14 protein-coding genes are annotated in these 17,187 nt (G+C 73.4%); 6 read left to right on the forward strand and 8 right to left on the reverse strand.

Features of this window, described 5'->3' with window-relative positions; all coding sequences use genetic code 11:
* The first annotated feature begins 62 nt into the window (after window positions 1-62).
* The gene (locus ACFVGO_RS25820) at window positions 63-1,043 is read left to right on the forward strand and encodes an LLM class F420-dependent oxidoreductase (RefSeq protein WP_359908134.1); all 981 of its coding nucleotides are present in this window, start codon (window positions 63-65) and stop codon (window positions 1,041-1,043) included.
* 13 nt (window positions 1,044-1,056) lie between these two features.
* On the opposite strand, the gene ACFVGO_RS25825 is transcribed toward ACFVGO_RS25820, so the two are convergent.
* Together ACFVGO_RS25825 and ACFVGO_RS25830 are read right to left on the reverse strand one after the other, a co-directional pair.
* Window positions 1,057-1,779: a response regulator transcription factor gene (locus ACFVGO_RS25825; protein WP_359908131.1), complete on the reverse strand. Its 723-nt coding sequence runs from the start codon at window positions 1,777-1,779 to the stop codon at window positions 1,057-1,059.
* A 315-nt stretch (window positions 1,780-2,094) separates the two neighbouring features.
* Window positions 2,095-2,748, reverse strand: a complete 654-nt coding sequence (locus ACFVGO_RS25830) for a nitroreductase family protein (RefSeq protein WP_359908129.1) — start codon at window positions 2,746-2,748, stop codon at window positions 2,095-2,097.
* 215 nt (window positions 2,749-2,963) lie between these two features.
* Here ACFVGO_RS25830 and ACFVGO_RS25835 point away from each other — a divergent pair, with 215 nt between their 5' ends.
* Entirely contained in the window at window positions 2,964-4,199 is a 1,236-nt protein-coding gene (locus tag ACFVGO_RS25835; RefSeq protein ID WP_380634314.1) for a serine hydrolase domain-containing protein, read from the forward strand.
* A gap of 26 nt (window positions 4,200-4,225) precedes the next feature.
* On the opposite strand, the gene ACFVGO_RS25840 is transcribed toward ACFVGO_RS25835, so the two are convergent.
* On the reverse strand, window positions 4,226-4,732 hold the full coding sequence (locus tag ACFVGO_RS25840) for a MarR family transcriptional regulator (RefSeq protein WP_359908123.1): 507 nt from the start codon (window positions 4,730-4,732) through the stop codon (window positions 4,226-4,228).
* 86 nt (window positions 4,733-4,818) lie between these two features.
* On the opposite strand from ACFVGO_RS25840, the gene ACFVGO_RS25845 reads away from it, so the two are divergent.
* Together ACFVGO_RS25845 and ACFVGO_RS25850 are read left to right on the forward strand one after the other, a co-directional pair.
* Window positions 4,819-5,631 carry a cyclase family protein gene (locus tag ACFVGO_RS25845; RefSeq protein ID WP_380348065.1) on the forward strand — a complete coding sequence of 271 codons (813 nt, stop codon included), beginning with the start codon at window positions 4,819-4,821 and terminating at the stop codon, window positions 5,629-5,631.
* Window positions 5,632-5,695: 64 nt separating this feature from the next.
* The gene (locus ACFVGO_RS25850; protein WP_359908119.1) at window positions 5,696-6,535 is read left to right on the forward strand and encodes a methyltransferase domain-containing protein; all 840 of its coding nucleotides are present in this window, start codon (window positions 5,696-5,698) and stop codon (window positions 6,533-6,535) included.
* A 184-nt stretch (window positions 6,536-6,719) separates the two neighbouring features.
* On the opposite strand, the gene asnB is transcribed toward ACFVGO_RS25850, so the two are convergent.
* The 5 genes from asnB to ACFVGO_RS25875 form a co-directional block, all read right to left on the reverse strand.
* Window positions 6,720-8,537 (reverse strand): asparagine synthase (glutamine-hydrolyzing), encoded by a 1,818-nt coding sequence (gene asnB, locus ACFVGO_RS25855; RefSeq protein WP_380634317.1) that lies wholly within the window; start codon window positions 8,535-8,537, stop codon window positions 6,720-6,722.
* Window positions 8,534-9,985, reverse strand: a complete 1,452-nt coding sequence (locus ACFVGO_RS25860; RefSeq protein WP_359908114.1) for a hypothetical protein — start codon at window positions 9,983-9,985, stop codon at window positions 8,534-8,536. The genes asnB and ACFVGO_RS25860 overlap by 4 nt, the downstream gene beginning before the upstream one ends.
* Before the next feature lie 98 nt (window positions 9,986-10,083).
* Window positions 10,084-11,703: an aromatic amino acid lyase gene (locus ACFVGO_RS25865; protein WP_380348062.1), complete on the reverse strand. Its 1,620-nt coding sequence runs from the start codon at window positions 11,701-11,703 to the stop codon at window positions 10,084-10,086.
* A 203-nt stretch (window positions 11,704-11,906) separates the two neighbouring features.
* A complete protein-coding gene (locus tag ACFVGO_RS25870) occupies window positions 11,907-13,109 on the reverse strand; it encodes a cytochrome P450 (RefSeq protein ID WP_359908108.1) in 1,203 nt (400 codons plus the stop codon).
* Window positions 13,110-13,210: 101 nt separating this feature from the next.
* A complete protein-coding gene (locus tag ACFVGO_RS25875; protein ID WP_380634321.1) occupies window positions 13,211-14,410 on the reverse strand; it encodes an acyltransferase family protein in 1,200 nt (399 codons plus the stop codon).
* Window positions 14,411-14,616: 206 nt separating this feature from the next.
* Between ACFVGO_RS25875 and ACFVGO_RS25880 the strand changes: the two genes are divergently transcribed.
* Both ACFVGO_RS25880 and ACFVGO_RS25885 read left to right on the forward strand, forming a co-directional pair.
* Window positions 14,617-16,089: an MFS transporter gene (locus ACFVGO_RS25880; protein ID WP_380634323.1), complete on the forward strand. Its 1,473-nt coding sequence runs from the start codon at window positions 14,617-14,619 to the stop codon at window positions 16,087-16,089.
* Window positions 16,086-17,126: an SGNH/GDSL hydrolase family protein gene (locus tag ACFVGO_RS25885; RefSeq protein WP_380634325.1), complete on the forward strand. Its 1,041-nt coding sequence runs from the start codon at window positions 16,086-16,088 to the stop codon at window positions 17,124-17,126. Before ACFVGO_RS25880 ends, ACFVGO_RS25885 begins: the two co-directional genes overlap by 4 nt.
* Window positions 17,127-17,187 lie beyond the last annotated feature (61 nt).

Here is a 17,187-nt window from a genome sequence, read left to right on the forward strand (position 1 = left end):
GCCGTTCCCGCGGAAGGACACCCGATGAGTGAACGCCGCGAGCGAACCGCCGGGAGGTGCCCGTGGGCCGCTACGGTCTGACGCTCCCGTTGCGCGGCGTCCCGTTGCACCGCCACCGCGCACTGGTCGAGGAACTGCCCGATCTGGGCTACACCGACGTGTGGACCGGGGAGGCGGCGGGCTACGACGGCTTCACCCCGCTGGCGCTCGCCGCGGCCTGGGCGCCCGCGCTGCGGCTGGGCACGGGGGTGGTGCCGGTGCAGACCCGAGGGCCGGCGCTGCTCGCCATGACGGTCGCCTCGCTGGCCGAGGCCGCTCCCGGCCGGGTGGTGGTGGGCGTCGGCTCCTCCGGCCCGCCGTTCGTCACCCGGATCAACGGCATCCCGTTCCAGCATCCGTACCGTCAGGTCCGCGACACCGTGCGGTTCCTGAAGCACGCGCTGGCGGGCCGGACGGTGCGGGGCGCGTTCGACTCCTTCACCATCGAGGGGTACACCCCGGCGCTGCGGCCCGACCCGGTGCCGCCGGTGATGATGGGCGCGCTCGGCCCGCAGATGCTGCGGCTGGCCGGCCGGGAGGCGGACGGGCTGGTGACCAACTTCCTGGCGGCCGCGGACGTACCGCGGGTGCGGGAGGCGATGGGCGAGGAGGGCCGCACCAAGGAGGTGGTGGCCCGGCTGTTCGTCTGCCCGACCAAGGACCGCGACCACGCCCGGTGGCAGGGGCGGCAGTTGCTCGGGCCGATCCTCAACGCCCGGACGTACGGCGGCTTCCACGACTGGCTGGGGCGCGGCGAGGAGCTGGCCGCCTCGCACGCCGCGTGGGCGGCGGGCGACTTCCACGGCGCGTGCGAGGCGGTGCCCGAGCACCTGATCGACGCGCTGCTGATCCACGGCTCCCCGGGGGAGTGCCGGGAGCGGATCGCGCAGTTCGCGGCGGCGGGGGTGGACACGCCGCTGCTGGCGGTGCTGCCGGTGCCGGAGTTCGGCCCCGGGCCGGAGGGGATGCGCGACACGCTGCGGGCCCTGGCCCCGCAGACGTGACGCCGCGCAGCCCCTACCCGGCCGCCCGGTGTCCCGACCGGGCGTAGACCATGGCCTGGGCCCGGCTGCGCACGCGCAGCTTGCCGAGCACGTTGGAGACGTGGAACTTGACGGTCTTCTCGCTGAGGTGGAGCTCGGCGGCCATCTCGGCGTTGGACAGCCCGCCCGCGATCAGGGTGAGCACCTCCTGTTCGCGCGGGGTGAGCAGATGGAGCAGCGGTGGGGTGTGCAGCGGAGGTCCGGGCAGCCGGCGGGCCATCTCGGTGACCACCTCGGCGGTGATCGGCGGGGAGATCAGCGCGTTCCCGGCGGCGACCGCGCGGACCGCGTGCACCATGTCGGACTCGGGCCCGTCGCGCAGGACCAGGCCGCGGGCGCCGGCTCTGAGGTAGTCGAGCATCCGCTCCGGGTCGCCGGGGCGGACCAGCAGGATGACGCCGGGCTGCCCAGCGCCCTGGGCTGTGGTGCCCCGGTCGGAGGTGAGCTTCTTGACCTCGCAGGCCTCCATGCCGGGCATGTCGGCGTCGATGACGACCACGTCCGGGCGTTTGGCGGCGCAGGCCTGGGCGATCCTGGCGGTGGTGGAGAGCTCGGTCAGGGGCTGCAGCCCGGGTGAGCGCTGCAGGATGGTGCGCAGCCCGGTGCGCAGCAGCGGTGAGGCGGCGCAGATGAGCACGCGGACGGTGGGGCCGGTGGGATCGGCGGGGTCGGCGGGGCGGTAGAGGGACAGGCTCATGTTCGTTCTCCTTGCCGTCGAGATTCCGGGACTCCGGGCAGCCGGAATCGGCGGGGTGCGTGGGGGCACCACCGCGGGGGCGGAATCGTGATGATGAGAGGAGATTTCTTTTCCGGCGTCGAGTTGGTGCGCGGTCGGTGCGCGGACGCGGGAGGAGAGTTCAGGGGCGACAGCGGCAGCGGTGCGTCGCACAGTCGGAAGTCGCTTCGGCAGCAAGGCCGTTGACTCGACATTCCCGGAACATGGAAGCCATCCTAAAGATCTGCCTGATCGGTGGTCAAGAACTTCCTGGTGGGCGCGGTGCCACCGGGGGGACTACCAGGCGTCCCAGTGGGCGATCTGCTCGGTGCCGACCCGGGGGCCGGGGCGGAAGTCGGTGCCGATGGTGTGGGCCAGCGGGATCAGCGCGGCCTGCAGGACGGTCTCGTAGGGGATGCCGAGGATCTCGGCCGCCTCGCGCTCGTAGTGCAGGTGCGGGGTGGTCCAGGCGGTGCCGAGGCCGCGGGAGCGGGCGGCGAGCATGAACTGCCAGGTGGCCGGGATGATCGAGCCCCAGGTGTTGGCCTGGCCGACGAAGGAGTCGACCTCGTGCCGGCCCTCGATCCGGACGCAGGGGATCACCAGGACCGGGACCTCGTGCAGGTGGTCGAAGAGGTGCTGGGCGCTCTCGGCGAGCCGGAGCCGGCGCAGCTGGTCGCCGACGGTGCGGTCCACGCCGGTGCCGACCACCTGCTGGCGGGGGCGGACCAGGCCGAGCCGGTAGAGGTCGGCGATCGCGGAGCGCTTGGCGGGATCGGTGACGATCATGAAATCCCAGCGCTGGCGGTTGCGGCCGGTGGGGGCCTGGGTGGCCAGGGCCAGGCACTCCTCGATCAGTTCGCGTTCGACCGGGCGGGTGAGGTCGAGCCGCTTGCGCACCGCCCGGGTGGTGGTGAGGAGTTCGTCGATGGAAAGCGCGAGGGGCGGCATGGGCGGGGCTCCAGCTCCGGTCGGGTCGGAAGGGGGGTGCGGATCCTTCCGGATCCTATTGATGGTTCGAAACTTGCGCAACATTCGAAGTCCAGTGGGTGGAACCGGACGGGATCTCAAGTTCCGCTCTTGTGTGCCGAGTTGATTCTTTCTATGCTTCCACTATCTTCGAACATTCGAAACATGACGAGAGTGCTCGACCGCGAGAGGACGCCATGTCGCAGATCAAAGTCGAAGTCGAACCGGCCGAGGTCGGGCTGGACCCCGAGCGGCTGCACCGGATCGACTCCTACCTCCGGGCCTACGTGGACGACGGCCGGCTGCCCGGCTGGCAGCTCGCCGTGACCCGCGGCGGGAAGGTCGCCCACCTCGCCGGATACGGGCACCGCGACGTCGAGAAGGGCCTGCCGCAGACCCCGGACACCATCTACCGGTCCTGGTCGATGACCAAGCCGGTCACCTCGGTGGCCGCGCTGGTGCTGCTGGAGGAGGGCGCGATCGGCCTCCAGGACCCGGTCTCCCGCTACCTGCCGGAGTTCGCCGACGTCCGGGTCTACCAGCGCGGGCCGGCCTCCCGGCCGGTCACCGTCCCCGCCGCCGAGCCGATCCGGATCGTGCACCTGCTCACCCACACCTCCGGCCTGACCTACGGCTTCCACCGGGCGCACCCGGTGGACGAGATCTACACCGCCAACGGCTTCGAGTGGACCACCGCGCCCGGCCTCGACCTCGCCCAGTGCGTCACCAAGTGGGCCTCCTTCCCGCTGCTCTTCGAGCCCGGCACCGCCTGGAACTACGGCGCCTCCAGCGACGTGCTCGGGCGGGTGATCGAGGTCGCCTCCGGCAGGCGGCTGGACGAGTTCCTGGCCGAGCGGGTGCTCGGCCCGCTCGGCATGGCGGACACCGGCTTCCACGTCCCGGCCGACAAGGCCGACCGGCTGGCCGGCTTCTACGTCGTCGACCCGGCGAGCGGGAAGGCCGTCCGCAACGACGCCTTCGGCGGTGACGTGCTGCGCGAGCCGCACTGCCTCTCCGGCAGCTCCGGACTGGTCACCACGCTCGCCGACTACCACCGGTTCAGCCAGATGCTGCTCGGCGAGGGCGAGTACCAGGGCGTACGGGTGCTCGGCCGGCACACCCTGCGGCACGCGCTGCGCAACCACCTGCCCGGCGGCGGGGACCTGAAGAGCGTCGGGCGGCCGGTGTTCTCCGAGATGCCCACCGCCGGGGTCGGCTTCGGGCTCGGCTTCGCGGTGGTGCAGGACCCGGCCGCCGCCGGGGTGCCGGCCAGCGCCGGGGAGTACGGCTGGCACAGCGCCGCGTCCACCATCTTCTGGGTGGACCCGGCGGAGCGGCTGACGGTGCTCTTCCTGACCCAGCTGATGCCCTCCAGTGCGCACCAACTGCACGGACGCCTGCGGCAGTTGGTCAACCAGGCGCTGGTCGGATAACGGGTCCGCCCGCCCCGCTCCGGGGCTCACCCGCCCGGCTGGACGGCGAGGAGCTTGCGGGTCAGCCGGATCAGCGTGTCCCGCTCCTCCGCGGTGAGCGCGGCGAACACCCGGTCCATCATCGGGGCGATGCCCGCCTCCGCCTCGGCCAGGGCCCGCGAACCGACCTCGGTCATGGTGACGGCGTAGGCGCGGCGGTCGCGCGGGTGACGCTCGCGGACGACCAGTCCGGAGCTCTCCAGGCCGTCGATGCAGCCGACCATCACGCTGCGGTCGATCCGCAGCTGCTCGCTCAACTCCTGCTGGGAGCAGGCCCCGACCGCGTCCAGCATCTTCAGCACCAGGTGCTGGGCCACCGTCAGCCGGGCGCCGGTCAGCTCCTCGTCGATGGCCCGGGCGACCACGGTGGTGGCCCGGCAGAGCGCGATGTCCGGGCGCTCCCGGGTGAGCGTCGCGAAGTACTGCCGGCGCTCGCCCCCGTCGTCCGTCCGGCTGGGCGAGGCGAGGCGGGGCGTCCGCGGGGCGGTGGCCATCGGAACTCCTTCTGCGGGCGGGGCCATCAGCATAACGCGTTCAGGAGATTGTTTTTCCGTAGACGTTCTCAAGGAAGGGGAATCCCATGTGCTCACCGGAAACGGTGGCCGGCGCCACCGGCCACACCGCCACCGGGCCCGTCGCCGCCGGGCCCGCCGAGGTCTCGGCGCCGCTCCGGGCCAGAGCCCCGATCAGCCTGCCGCGCGGGGCCGTCCGGGACCTCACCCACGTGGTCGGCCCGGACTGGCCGGTGTTCGAGCTGTACGTCAAGCCGATGGAGATCAAGCGGCTCGCCAACCTCGCCGAGCACGAGTACAACGCCTTCGAGCTCACCTACAACGAGCACATCGGCACCCACCTCGACGCGCCCTCGCACTTCGACGACGACGGCCTGGCCACCCACCAGATCCCGGCCGACACCCTGGTCGCACCGCTGGCCGTGGTCCGGATCGGCGAGCGCGCCGCCCGCGACCACGTCACCGAACTGACCGTCGACGACCTGCTGGCGTGGGAGAGCCGCAACGGCCGCATCCCCGACGGCGCGCTGCTCGCCGTCGACAACGACTGGGCGCACCGGATCGACACCCCCGGCGCCTTCCTCAACCTCGACCCCGCGGAAGGGCTCTACCGCTTCCCCGGGATCTCGGTGGAGGCCGCGCACTTCCTGGTCACCGAGCGCTCGGTGGTGGGCGTCGGCACCGACTCGATCAGCCTCGACCCCGGCACCCGCCCGGCCGACCCGGACACCCATCGGGTGCTGCTGCCGGCCGGCAAGTACGCCATCGAGTGCCTCGCCGGGCTCGACACCGTGCCCGACCTCGGCGCGGTCGCCGTGGTCGGCGCGCCCAAGCACCTCGGCGGGACCGGCGGCCCGGTCCGCGTCCTCGCCTTCGTCTGACCCCCGTCCGCACGTCCGTCCGCACGTCCGTCCGCACGCTCGACCGCGATCACAGGAGAAGCCCATGACCGTACAGACCGACTCGGAGTCCGTCTTCGCCGGGGCCACCGGCGAACGCTGGGAGTGGAAGGAGGAGCGCTACCGCGACGGGGTCTTCAGCCACGCCGTGGACACCGAACTGCACCGGCTGCGGCTGCTGGAGTCCGTCCTGGACGAGCACACCCGCAGCCGCTTCCGGGGGCTCGGCCTGCGGGCCGGGCACCGGGTGCTGGAGGTCGGCGGGGGCGGCGGCTCGGTCGCCCGCTGGCTGGCCGAGCAGGGCGCCGAGGTCACCGTGACCGACCTCGACACCACCTTCCTGGACGAACTCGCCGCCGACGGCGTGCGGGTGCTGCGCCACGACGTCTACACCGACGACTTCCCGCCCGCCTCCTTCGACTTCATCCACGCCCGGTACGTGGTGATCCACCTGCCCGACCCGGAGAAGGCGGTGGAGCGGCTGGTCCAGTGGCTGGCCCCGGGCGGGACGCTGGTGCTGGAGGAGCCGGCCTTCTTCCCGATCAAGGACTCGCCGCACCCCGGCTACCGGACCGTGCTGCGGGCCTTCCGCCGCCACCTGGAGACCGCGGTGGGCACCGACACCGAATGGGCGCGCAGCCTGCCGGTGCCGCTGGAGGGCAAGGGGCTGAGCGGCCTCGGCCACGACGCGCGCTTCCAGCTGATCGCCGGCGGGGACGACGAGGCCGAGTGGTGGCGGCTCACCCTGGAGCAGACCCGGCCGGCCGTGGTGGCCGCCGGGCTCGCCACCGAGGAGGACTTCGAGGCGGCGTACCGGGAGCTCGCCGACCCGCGGTTCCGGGACCTCTCCCTCGCGGTCTTCACCGCCTGGGGGAAGCGGGCCTGACGCACCCGCGCACACCGACGGGCCGGTCACCCCTGCGGGGGCGGCCGGCCCGTCGGCGTTCAGTCGGGCGTTCAGTCGGGCGTTCAGTCGGGGCGTTCAGTCGGGCGTGCCCGGGGCGAACGCGGCGCCGCCCGTACCCCGGTGGAGCGGGGGTACGGGCGGCGCGTTCCGTGCGGTCGGAGGGTCAGAGCACCACGCGGACGCCGTACGTCCGCAGCCAGGTGTCCAGCAGCAGCGCGCGCGGCAGCCAGGGCGGCGGGGTGAAGGTGCCGGTGTGCCAGCCGCCGCCGTCCACCTGGGCGCGCAGCGCGTCGGCGTTCAGCAGCGGAAGGGCGGGCGAGTCGCGGTCGGCGAGCAGGGCGCGGACGGCCTCGCGGACCGCCTCCAGGTACTCCGGACTCTGCCCGAACGGGAAACCGCTCTTCTGCCGCCGCACCACCTCGGCGGGCAGCAGATCGGCGACCGCCTCCCGCAGCAGGCCCTTCTCCTGGCCGCCGACCCGCTTGAGCGCCCACGGGGTGTTCCACACGTACTCGACCAGCCGGTGGTCGGTGAACGGCAGCCGGACCAGCAGGCCCGCCGCGAAGCTCATCCGGTCCTTGCGGTCCAGGAGGAAGGGCAGGAAGCGGGTGAGCTGGAGGTGGAAGGCCTCGCGCAGCCGGCGGTCCGCGCCCGACTCGCCCGCCAGCCGCGGGACCTCGGCGAGCGCCTCGCCGTAGCGGGCGGCCACCTCGGCGTCCACGTCCAGGTGTCGGCGCAGCTCGGCGGAGAGCATCCCGCTGCGGTCGGTGATCCCGGCCGACCACGGGAAGTTGGCGGTCGGCCGGTCGGCCTCGGCGGTGAACCAGGGGAAGCCGCCGAAGACGTCGTCCGCGCCCTCGCCGGAGAGCACCACCTCGGCGTGGCCGCGCACCTCGCGGAAGAGCAGGTGCAGCGAGACGTCGAGGTCGCCGACGCCGGGCAGGTCGCGGGCGCGCAGGGTGGCGCCCAGGTGGTCGAGCAGCGAGGGGGCGTCCAGCAGGATCTCGGTGTGCCTGGTGCCCACGTGGTCGACCACCGCCCGGACGTACGGGGCGTCCCGGCTGACGTGCAGGGCGTCCGCCTTGAAGTCGGTCTCGCTGCCAGCGAAGTCGACCGAGTAGGTGGCGATCTTGTCGCCGCCGGCCGCGGCCAGGCCGACGATGGCGCTGGAGTCCAGGCCGCCGGAGAGCAGGGCGCCGGGTTTGACCCCGGTGTCGGCGGACTGCCGGCGCACCGTGTCGGCGAGCAGGGCGCGCACCCGCCGGACGGTGGTCGGCTCGTCGTCGGTGTGCTCGGCGGCCTCCGGGGCCCAGTAGCGCCGGTGGCGCACGCCGTTCGGACCGGCGACCAGCAGCCACCCGGGACGGACCTCGTGCAGGCCGCGGTAGACGGCGTCGCCGGGGCGCTTGAGCGCCACGGTGAGGACGTCCACCAGGCCGTTCGCGTCCACCTCGGCGGGCAGCCCGGCGGCCAGCAGGGCCTTCGGTTCGGAGCCGAACGCCAGCGAACCGTCCGGGAGTTCGGCCCAGTAGAGCGGCTCGACGCCGAGCCTGTCGCGGATCAGCACCAGCTCCTCGGTGCGGGCGTCCCAGATCGCCGCCGCGTAACCGCCGACCAGTCGGTCGGCGGCCTCGGCGCCCCACTCCAGGTAGGCGCGCAGGACGAGTTCGGCGTCCGAGCCGTTGCGGATGCGGTGGCCGCGGGCGGTCAGCGCGGTGTGCAGCGGGCCGGGGTTGAGCAGTTCGCCGGAGAAGGCGATGACGGCCGGAGCCGGGTCCAGCTCGGGCGGGAACCAGGGCTGGGGCACGTCGTTGCGTGGCCCGGTGTGGAACTGGCGGTGGCCGAGGCCGGCGTGCCGGGCCAGCCAGGTGCCGCCGCGGCGCGGGCCGCGGTGGGTCAGGGTGTCGGTGAACTCCTGGACGAGTTGGGCCTGTTCGCGCACATCCCCGCTGCGCGACACCAGCCCCGCGATTCCGCTCATGCCCCGACCCCCGTGGCCTCGGCGACCTGGGCCAGCGACTCGCGCACCAGTGAGGTGAGCGGTGCGGGCAGCCGGCCCCAGTTGGCCTCCTCGTTGAGGTCCAGGACCCGGGAGAGCTTCCAGCCCAGGTACTGGCCGAGCGAGGCCAGCGGGGGCAGCTTCTCCACCGGGTGGACGGTCACCGTGTACTCCTCGAACAGCGGGGCGAGGCGCTGCTCCAGCACCTTCGACCAGGAGCCGTCCGGGGTGCCGTCGGTGGTGACCAGGCAGACGAGGGCCCTGCCGCGCAGCACCAGCATGTAGTTGAACACCGAGGCGCCGGGCAGGGCCTCGGCCCACAGCGCCTCCTCCAGGTCGTCCTGGCGGATGTTGTTCTCGGCGAGCAGCAGGACGTCCTGGGCCCGGCCGAGGGTGCGCAGGACGGGCAGCCGGATGCCGCAGTCGCAGGGGTCGGTCTCGATCCGGACCAGGTCGCCGGTGCGGTAGCGCAGCAGCGGGCGGGAGGGGATGTCCAGGGTGGTGACGATCAGCTCGCCCTGCACCGGGTCGGTGTCCGGGCCGAGCACGGTGGTGCGGTCGCCGTCGTCGATCTCCAGCAGGTAGCTCTGCAACTGCAGGTGCAGCCGGCGGTGTTCGCAGGTGACGGCGAGGGTGCCGGTCTCCGAGGAGCCGTACGAGCCGACGTAGGCGGTGCCGCCGGTGAGGCGCTCGAGGTGGCGCACGAAGCTGGGGCCGGTCTGTTCGGCCATCAGCAGCAGCCGGTCGAAGCGGGGCAGCGGCAGGCCGTTCCGTTGGGAGAACTGGGCCAGCTCCAGCAGCCGGGACGGCGGTCCGACGTAGACGTTGGCGTTCAGTTCGGAGATCAGTCGCAGCACCCGGGTGTAGTCGCCGGTGATGTTGTCCACCCAGGGGCGGAAGGACATCACCCCGAGGTACTCCAGCACCTTCTCGAACTGGTAGGCGGCGGGTGCGAAGGGGGCGTTGATGAGGATCAGGGCGACATCGGCGGGCCGCAGCAGCCGGCCCCACATCTCGCCGATGTTGAGGGTGTTGACCAGCAGGTCGTCCACCGCCTTGGGGGCGGGGGCCGGGTCGCCGGTGGTGCCGGAGGACTCGTAGTAGTGCAGGAACTCCGACAGCGGGCGGGTGAACGCGCCGGCGCCGTGGCCGCCGAGTTCCTTCTTGCCGAGGAAGGGCAGCGCGGCGAAGGCGTCCAGGGCCTCGGCGGGGGTCAGCGGGGTGTCCGAGCGCAGCCGCTCGGCGAGTTCCCCGGTGAGGGTGCCGGCGTACATCGGGGAGCGCACGGCGGCGGCCAGCGTGGTGGCCAGCTCGGCGCCGTAGCGTTCGGCCGGGTCCTGGCCCTGCCAGGTGCGGTGGATCAGGGCGGTGTGGGAGTCCAGGCGCTCGGCGGCGTCCTGGCGTTGGGCGGGGTCGCGCAGTAGCAGCATCTTCGATAGCTCCTCGGGCTGTGGGAGTCACGGTCGGGGACGTGCCGGTGCGGGGGAGACGGCGAACGGCGGGGGTTCGGACGGCGAAGGGCGGGGGTTCAGGCGGCGAAGGGCTCCGGGAGCCCGGCGGCGCGGCGCAGCGAACCGTCCCGGACCAGGCCGGCCACGGCGGCGATGTCGCCGTCCATCCGCCGGTCGCGGTCGGTGAACGGGGCCTGCTCGCGGATCAGTCCGTGCACCTTCTGGAGGGTGGGCGAGGCCTTGCGCAGGCCGCGCAGCTCGACCGCCTGGGCGACGGCGAGCAGGTGGATCGCGGTGACGTCGCGGGCGAGCTCGACGACCGTACGGGCGTCGCGGGCGGCGATCGTGCCCATGCTCACCTTGTCCTGGTTGTGCGCCTCGGTGGAGCGGGAGAACAGTGAGGCGGGAAGGGCGGTCTTGAGCGCCTCGGCGGTGATCGCGGAGGCGGCGATCTGCATGCCCTTGAAGCCGTGGTGGAGCCCGGCGTGGGCGTCGGTGTCGGCGGCGGGGGCGATCAGGTTGGGCGGCAGGCCGCGGCTGAACTTGGGGTCGACCAGCAGGGCGAGCTGGCGGTCGAGCAGGTCGGCGGTGTTGGCGACGGCGGTCTTGAGGCCGTCCATGGCCTGGCCGACGTGGCCGGCGTAGAAGTTGCCGCCGTGGTGCAGCAGGCCCTCCTCGGTGTCGAACAGCGGGTTGTCGGTGGAGGAGTTGACCTCGGTCTCCAGCCAGGGGCGCACCCAGTCCAGGGTGTCCCGCAGCACGCCGGTGACGTGCGGGGCACAGCGCAGCGAGTACGGGTCCTGGATGCGGTGCTCGTGGGTGAGGAAGCCGCGGTCGCCCAGGCGTTCCTGGCGGTCGAGGATGCCCCGGTAGTCGGTGGCGAGTTCGGAGCCGTCGAGCAGGGCGCGGATCGCGGCCGCGGAGGCGAGCTGGCCGGGGTGCGGCTTCTGGCGGTGCAGGAACGGGTGGAAGTGCGAGGCGTTGCCGTTCAGCGCCTCCACGGCGAGGGCGGTGGCGATGTCGGCGGCGGCGGCGAGTTCGGCCGCGTCGTGGGCGGCGAGGACGGCGAAGGCGGAGGTGAAGGAGGTGCCGTTGATCAGTGCCAGGCCCTCCTTGGCGGTGAGCACCACCGGTTCGATGCCCTCCTCGGCGAGCGCCTCGGCGGCCGGGCGGATCCGGCCGCGGTGCAGCACCTCGCCCTCGCCGAGCAGGGCGTGCGCCAGGTAGCAGAGCGGGACCAGGTCGCCGCTGGCGCCGAGCGAGCCCCGTTCGGGGATGAGCGGCAGGATGTCGGCGGCCAGGTGGCGCAGCAGGGTGTCGACCACGACGGGCCGGATCGCGGAGGGGCCGCGCCCCAGGCAGTTGGCGCGGATCAGCTGGACGGCGCGGGCGACCTCGGGCGCGGCGGTCGGGCCGGTGCCGTTGAGGTGGTAGGTGATCAGGTTCCGCTGGAGCGCGGCGGCGCGGTCGGCGGAGATCTGCCGCCCGACGGAGTCGCCGAATCCGGTGGTGATGCCGTACAGCGGGATGCCGCGCGCCAGCCAGTCCTCCTTGAGGGCGACGGAGGCGGACATCCTCCCGGTGGCGGCGGGGGCGAGGACCGGTCCGGCGGTGCCGGGGCGGGCCCGGGCGACGGAGACGATGTCGGCGAGGGTCAGGTCGTGGCCGGTCAGGGCCAGAGGAGGCGTGGTGGGCATGGGTCCTCGTTCCTGGGCGGAGCGGGCGGTCCGGTCGGAGGGGGCGGTGTACCGGCTGGCCCCAAGTCTCGGGATCGGACAGGTGTTCCGTCTTCGGGCGTCGGTACGGACCGGATCCCGTCCCAACGGCCGGGCGGCGGGCGGCGACCCGGCCCAACGGACGGGCCGTCGGACCGGGTCGCCGGGGCGTCCGCCGAGCCCCGTCACCACTCGACGGGCAGCGCCTTCGGACGCAGTGTCAGCAGGCCGCCGAGCCACTCGACCTCCTCGGCGGGCACCGCGAGCCGCAGCGAGGGCAGCCGGCGGGCCAGGGTGCCGAAGGCGACCTGGAGCTCCATCCGGGCGACGCCCGCGCCGGGGCAGTAGTGGGCGCCGTGGCCGAAGGCGACGTGCTTGGGGTCGGCGCGGGTGAGGTCGAGCCGCTCGGGGTCGTCCACCCGGCGGATGTCGCGGCCGGCCGCGTGCATCACCGGGATGACGCCCTCGCCCTTGGCGACCGGGGTGCCGGCCAGCTCCAGGTCCTCGGTGGCGACCCGCATGAAGCCGATCTCGGACGGCGGGGCGTAGCGCAGCAGTTCCTCGGTCGCGTTGTCCAGCAGGTCGGGGCGCTCGGTGAGCAGCCGCCACTGGTCGGGGTGGCGCAGCAGCTGGTACAGCGCCCGGGAGACCGCGCTGACGGTGGTGTCGTGGCCGGCGACCAGCAGGTTGATGCCGAGCCAGACCAGCTCGCGCTCGTCGAGGCGGTCCTCGTCGTCGCGGGCCGAGATGAGGGTGGAGAGCAGGTCCTCGCCGGGGTTCGCGCGGCGTTCGGCGACCAGCCCGGCGACGTACGCGGCGGACTCCTGGCGGGCGGCGAGCCGCTCCTCGGGGGTGTGGGCGGTGATGGAGACCAGCCGGTCGGTCCACTGCTGGAGCAGCGGGCGGTCCTCGACCGGGGCGCCGACCATCTCGCAGATCACCCAGACCGGCAGCACGGCGGCGAAGTCGTGGTGCAGGTCGGCCGGCCGGGGACCTTCGACCAGGCGGTCGATGAGCTCGTCGGCGATCTCGACCACCCGGGAGCGCCAGCGCTCGGCCTTGCGCGGGGTGAAGGCGGGGGAGATCAGCCGGCGCAGCCGGGCGTGGTCGGGGCCCTCCTGGTTGAGCAGGTTGTACGGGTTGTCGGAGAAGTCCTCGCCGGAGACGGTGCGCACGGCGCCCGGCTCGCGCAGCGCGGCCCGGGACAGCCGCTGGTCGGAGAGCGCGGAGACGACCTCGTCGTAGCCGGTGACCAGCCAGGCCTGGTCGCCGCTGGGCAGCCGGACCCGGCTGACCGGGCACTTGGCGCGCAGTTCGGCGAACTCGGCGGGCGGCTCGCCGTAGGGGGAGAGCGGAAGGGGGTAGGCGGTGAGGTCCTGGTCGGTCATCGGTCTGCCTCTCGGTGGGATCGCTGGGGTCGTGGTCGGGCGGTCGTGGTCTGGTGGTCGTGGTTCCGGTCGGGGGTGCGGGTGCGGGTGCGGGCGCGGGATCAGGTGGTCGGGGCTTCGGTCAGGCGGCCGGTGTCCGGGTCGGGGGCGGGCGCCGGGCCGGCCGGGGGACCGACCGGGGGGCTCGGGGGCGTGGCGTCGGCGGTGCGCCGGCGGGGTGCGGCGAGCAGCCGTACGGCCGGGAGCTCGACGCACCGGTGCAGGAGCCCGGCGAGCAGCCAGGCGGCGGTGAACGCGCCGAGCAGCAGCGCGGTGGCGACCGGGGTGGTGAAGGTCCGTCCGGCGCCGAGGGCGCGGTGGCCGTGGTCCAGGATCAGCCGGTGGACCAGGTAGAAGGCGAAGGTCCAGCTGCCGAGGGTGACCAGCGGCCGGGAGGTGAGGAAGGTGCGCCGGCCGGCCACGTCCCGGGCGGCGAGCGCGGGCAGCAGCAGGGCGATCGGGACGATCGCGGGGGTGGTCAGCCCCCACAGGAACGGCAGCTGCTTGGCGAGGAGTTGGGCCGGGATCAGGAGCAGGGCGGCGGGCAGGGCGCCGATCGGCAGCCGGCGGCCGGTGAGGACGATCCGGGCGAGCAGGATGCCCAGCACGAACTCCAGCAGCCGCACCGGCGGGAACACGTAGACGAACCAGAACTGCCACACCGAGCCGGAACCGAAGGGCAGCGGCGGACGGTCCGGCAGCAGGGCGGAGGCGGCCGGGACGAGCAGGACCGCGGCGATCACCCCGGCGGTCCAGGCCCAGAGCCGTTCGGGGCGGATCTTCCGGATCCAGCGCACCAGCAGCGGGAAGGCGGCGTAGAAGAAGATCTCGCAGGAGATCGACCAACTGACGTCGTTGAGGCTGGAGAAGACCTCGCGGTCCGGGTTCCAGGTGTGCACCAGGAACAGGTTGGGAACGGCCTGGCGGGCGGTCGCGGCGTGGCCGGCCACGGCGAGCAGCACCAGCGCGGCGGCCCAGGTGAGCACGTGCAGCGGGTAGATCTTGGCGGCCCGGCGGCGCCAGAAGCCGCGGGCACTGTGGTCGGGGCGCGAGCCCCAGGTGATCACGAAGCCGCTGAGGACGAAGAAGCAGCTGATCGCGGTCCAGGCGCCGTTGGCGACGAGCCAGGCGTAGGCGTCGGCGACCCCCGCGTCGCCGAACGGTTTCTCCATGTCCGCGTGGAAGGCGAAGACCGGGACCACGATCAGGAATCTGACGCCGGTGAGCGAGGGCAGGCGGGGACGTCTGACGGATTCGGGCATGGGTGGGCAACTCCCCCGTGGGTAGGGCCAATATTTCTAAGGTTCGGCAATTATCAAACAATAGGAAGTCAACTCGCGGAGATGCAAGGGGTGTTGGTGGTCGCGTGGCGCAGAGATTGTTTGACGCTAGATGATTTGACTGCTACGTTCAGCCCACTTGATTGAGATGCAGACGATTGTCTGCCAGATGGATTGGGAGAGGGCCGATGCCGGACACGGCGCCCCGCACCCTCGGCGCGCACAAGGGGTTGGCACTCCTGGTGCTCTGCGCCCAGCTCTTCCTCGACTCGATGGACGTCTCCCTGATGGGTGTCGCCCTGCCGGAGATCAAGCAGGACCTCGGCCTCGGGCCGGAGACGCTGCAGTGGATCATCTCCGGCTACGCCGTCGCCTACGGCGGCTTCCTGCTGCTCGGCGGCCGAGCCGCCGACCTCTTCGGCCGGCGCCGGCTCTTCTTCTGGGCCACCGCCGTGTTCGCCCTGGTCAGCCTCGCCGGCGGGCTCGTCTCCGACGGCACCCTGCTGGTCGTCAGCCGCGTCATCAAGGGCGTCGCCGCCGCCTTCATCGCCCCCGCGGCGATGTCGATCATCACCACCACGTTCAAGGAGGGCCCCGAGCGCACCCGCGCGATGGGCATCTTCTCCCTCACCGGCGCCAGCGGCTACGCGGCCGGCCTGGTGTTCTCCGGCGTCCTGACCGAAGTGCACTGGCGGCTCATCTTCTTCGTCCCCTTCGTCGTCGCCTCGCTCGTCCTCGCCGTCACCAACTACGCCGTCGCCCCCGACCAGGCGCGCACCGGCGAACGGCCCGGCTTCGACGCGGCCGGCGCGCTCACCGCCACCGCCGGCGTCCTGCTGCTCGTCCTCGGACTCGTCCGCGCCCCCGAAGCCGGCTGGGGCTCCGCCGCCACCCTCGGCTCGCTGATCGCCGCCGTCGTGCTGCTGGTCGTCTTCGTGGTCATCCAGCAGCGCCGCACCGACCCGCTGCTGCCGCTGCGGATCTTCCGCTCTCGCACCCTGTCCACCGCCAACACCATCGGCCTGGTCTGGGCCTGCGCCACCATCGGCTGGCAGTTCATCGCCCTGCTCTACCTCCAGCAGGTGCTCGGCTACAGCGCCCTCCAGGCGGGCCTGGCGATCGTCCCGATGGCCGCCGCGATCCTGCTCGCCGTCAACCTCGCGCCCAAGCTGATCAACCGCTCCGGGCTGCGCCCGGCGGCCGTCCTCGGCCTGCTCCTCCAGGGCGGCGGCATCCTGCTGTTCCTGCGCACCGGCACCGACAGCAACTACCTGAGCGTCCTGCTGCCCGCGCTGATCGTGCACGGGCTCGGCAACGGCACCAGCTTCCTCGCCTTCAACATCGCCGCGGTCGGCGGCGTGAAGAACGAGGACCAGGGGCTGGCCACCGCGCTGGTCACCGCCGCCCTCCAGCTCGGCGGCGGCATCGGCGTCGCCGTCGGCGCGGCGGTGCTCACCGGCGTCGGCGGCGCCTCGCCCTCGCTCTCCGCGTACCACTGGGCCTTCCTGGTCGCCGCGCTCTTCTCGGCCGTCGGGCTGGTCGCCGCCGCCCTCGGGCTGGGGGCGCCGAAGGGCGGGGACGGCGCGCAGGCGCCGCCCGCCGAGGCCGCGCCCGCCGAGGCGCAGGCCCTGGCCGCCGACCTCCAGGAGGGCCGGGCGTGACCGCCACCCGGCCCGCCGCCACCGCCGCCGCCGTCGAACACCTCACCCCGGACGACCCCCGGCTCTCCTGGGACGGCATCAGCGGCCTGGCCCGGCACGAGGACCGCTGGATCCCGCTGCGCCTGCCGCTGGACCGGGTGGCGACCACCCTCTCCGCCGACTTCGCCCGCCTCGCCCGACTCCCGGCCGGCGCCCGCTTCGGCCTGCGCACCGACGCCGTCGAACTGGTCCTGGAACTGGACGCCGAACCCGGCAGCGCGCCGCTGGACGTGGTGGTGGACGGCGTCGTCGCCCACCGGTGGCACCCGGTGCCCGGCCGCCACCGGCTCACCCTGCCGCTGCCCGCCGGCGCGAACGGCCCGGCCGAAGTGGAGATCTGGCTGCCGCACCTCAGCCGCACCTGGATCGGCCGGCTCTCGCTGCACGGCCACCGGGTGCTGGAGCCGCTCGAACGCACCGGCCCGCGCTGGATCGCGTACGGCAGCTCGCTCACCCACGCGATGTTCCCGCACGGCCCGTCCGAGAGCTGGGTCTCCCTGGTGGCCGTCCGGCACGGCTGGCGGCTGCGCAACCTCGGCTTCGCCGGGGAGGCGTACCTGGACCCGCTGGTCGCCCGCGTCCTGCGGGACACCCCGGCCGAGCTGATCACCCTGGAGATCGGCACCAACGCCTACATCCGCAGCGTGTTCACCGCGCGCAGCTGGGGCTCGGCGGTGTGCGGCTTCGTCGAGACCGTCCGCGACGGCCACCCCGACACCCCGATCGCGGTGATCGCCGCGCTGCCCTCGGTGGAGCGGGAGAAGGCGGTCAACGCCGCCGGGCTCACCCTGGAGGGCATCCGGGAGCTGACCGGCGAGGCGGTCCGGGTGCTCCAGCGGCTCGGCGACCGGCGGCTGCACCTGGTCGACGGCCGCGAGGTGCTGCCCGTCGCCGAGGCCGACCGGGTCTACGCGGACGGGCTGCACCCGACCCCGGACGGCGAGCACGACCTCGCCGACCGGGCCGCGCCGATCCTCCGGCGGCTCCTGCCGGGCTGACGGCCGGTCCTGCCGGGTCGGCGGTCGACTCCTGCCCGCCCGGCGTCCGGCTCCTGCCGGG

Origin of the sequence: Kitasatospora sp. NPDC057738 (genome assembly GCF_042798815.1) — a bacterium.
GTDB classification, from domain to species: domain Bacteria; phylum Actinomycetota; class Actinomycetes; order Streptomycetales; family Streptomycetaceae; genus Kitasatospora; species Kitasatospora lactacystinica.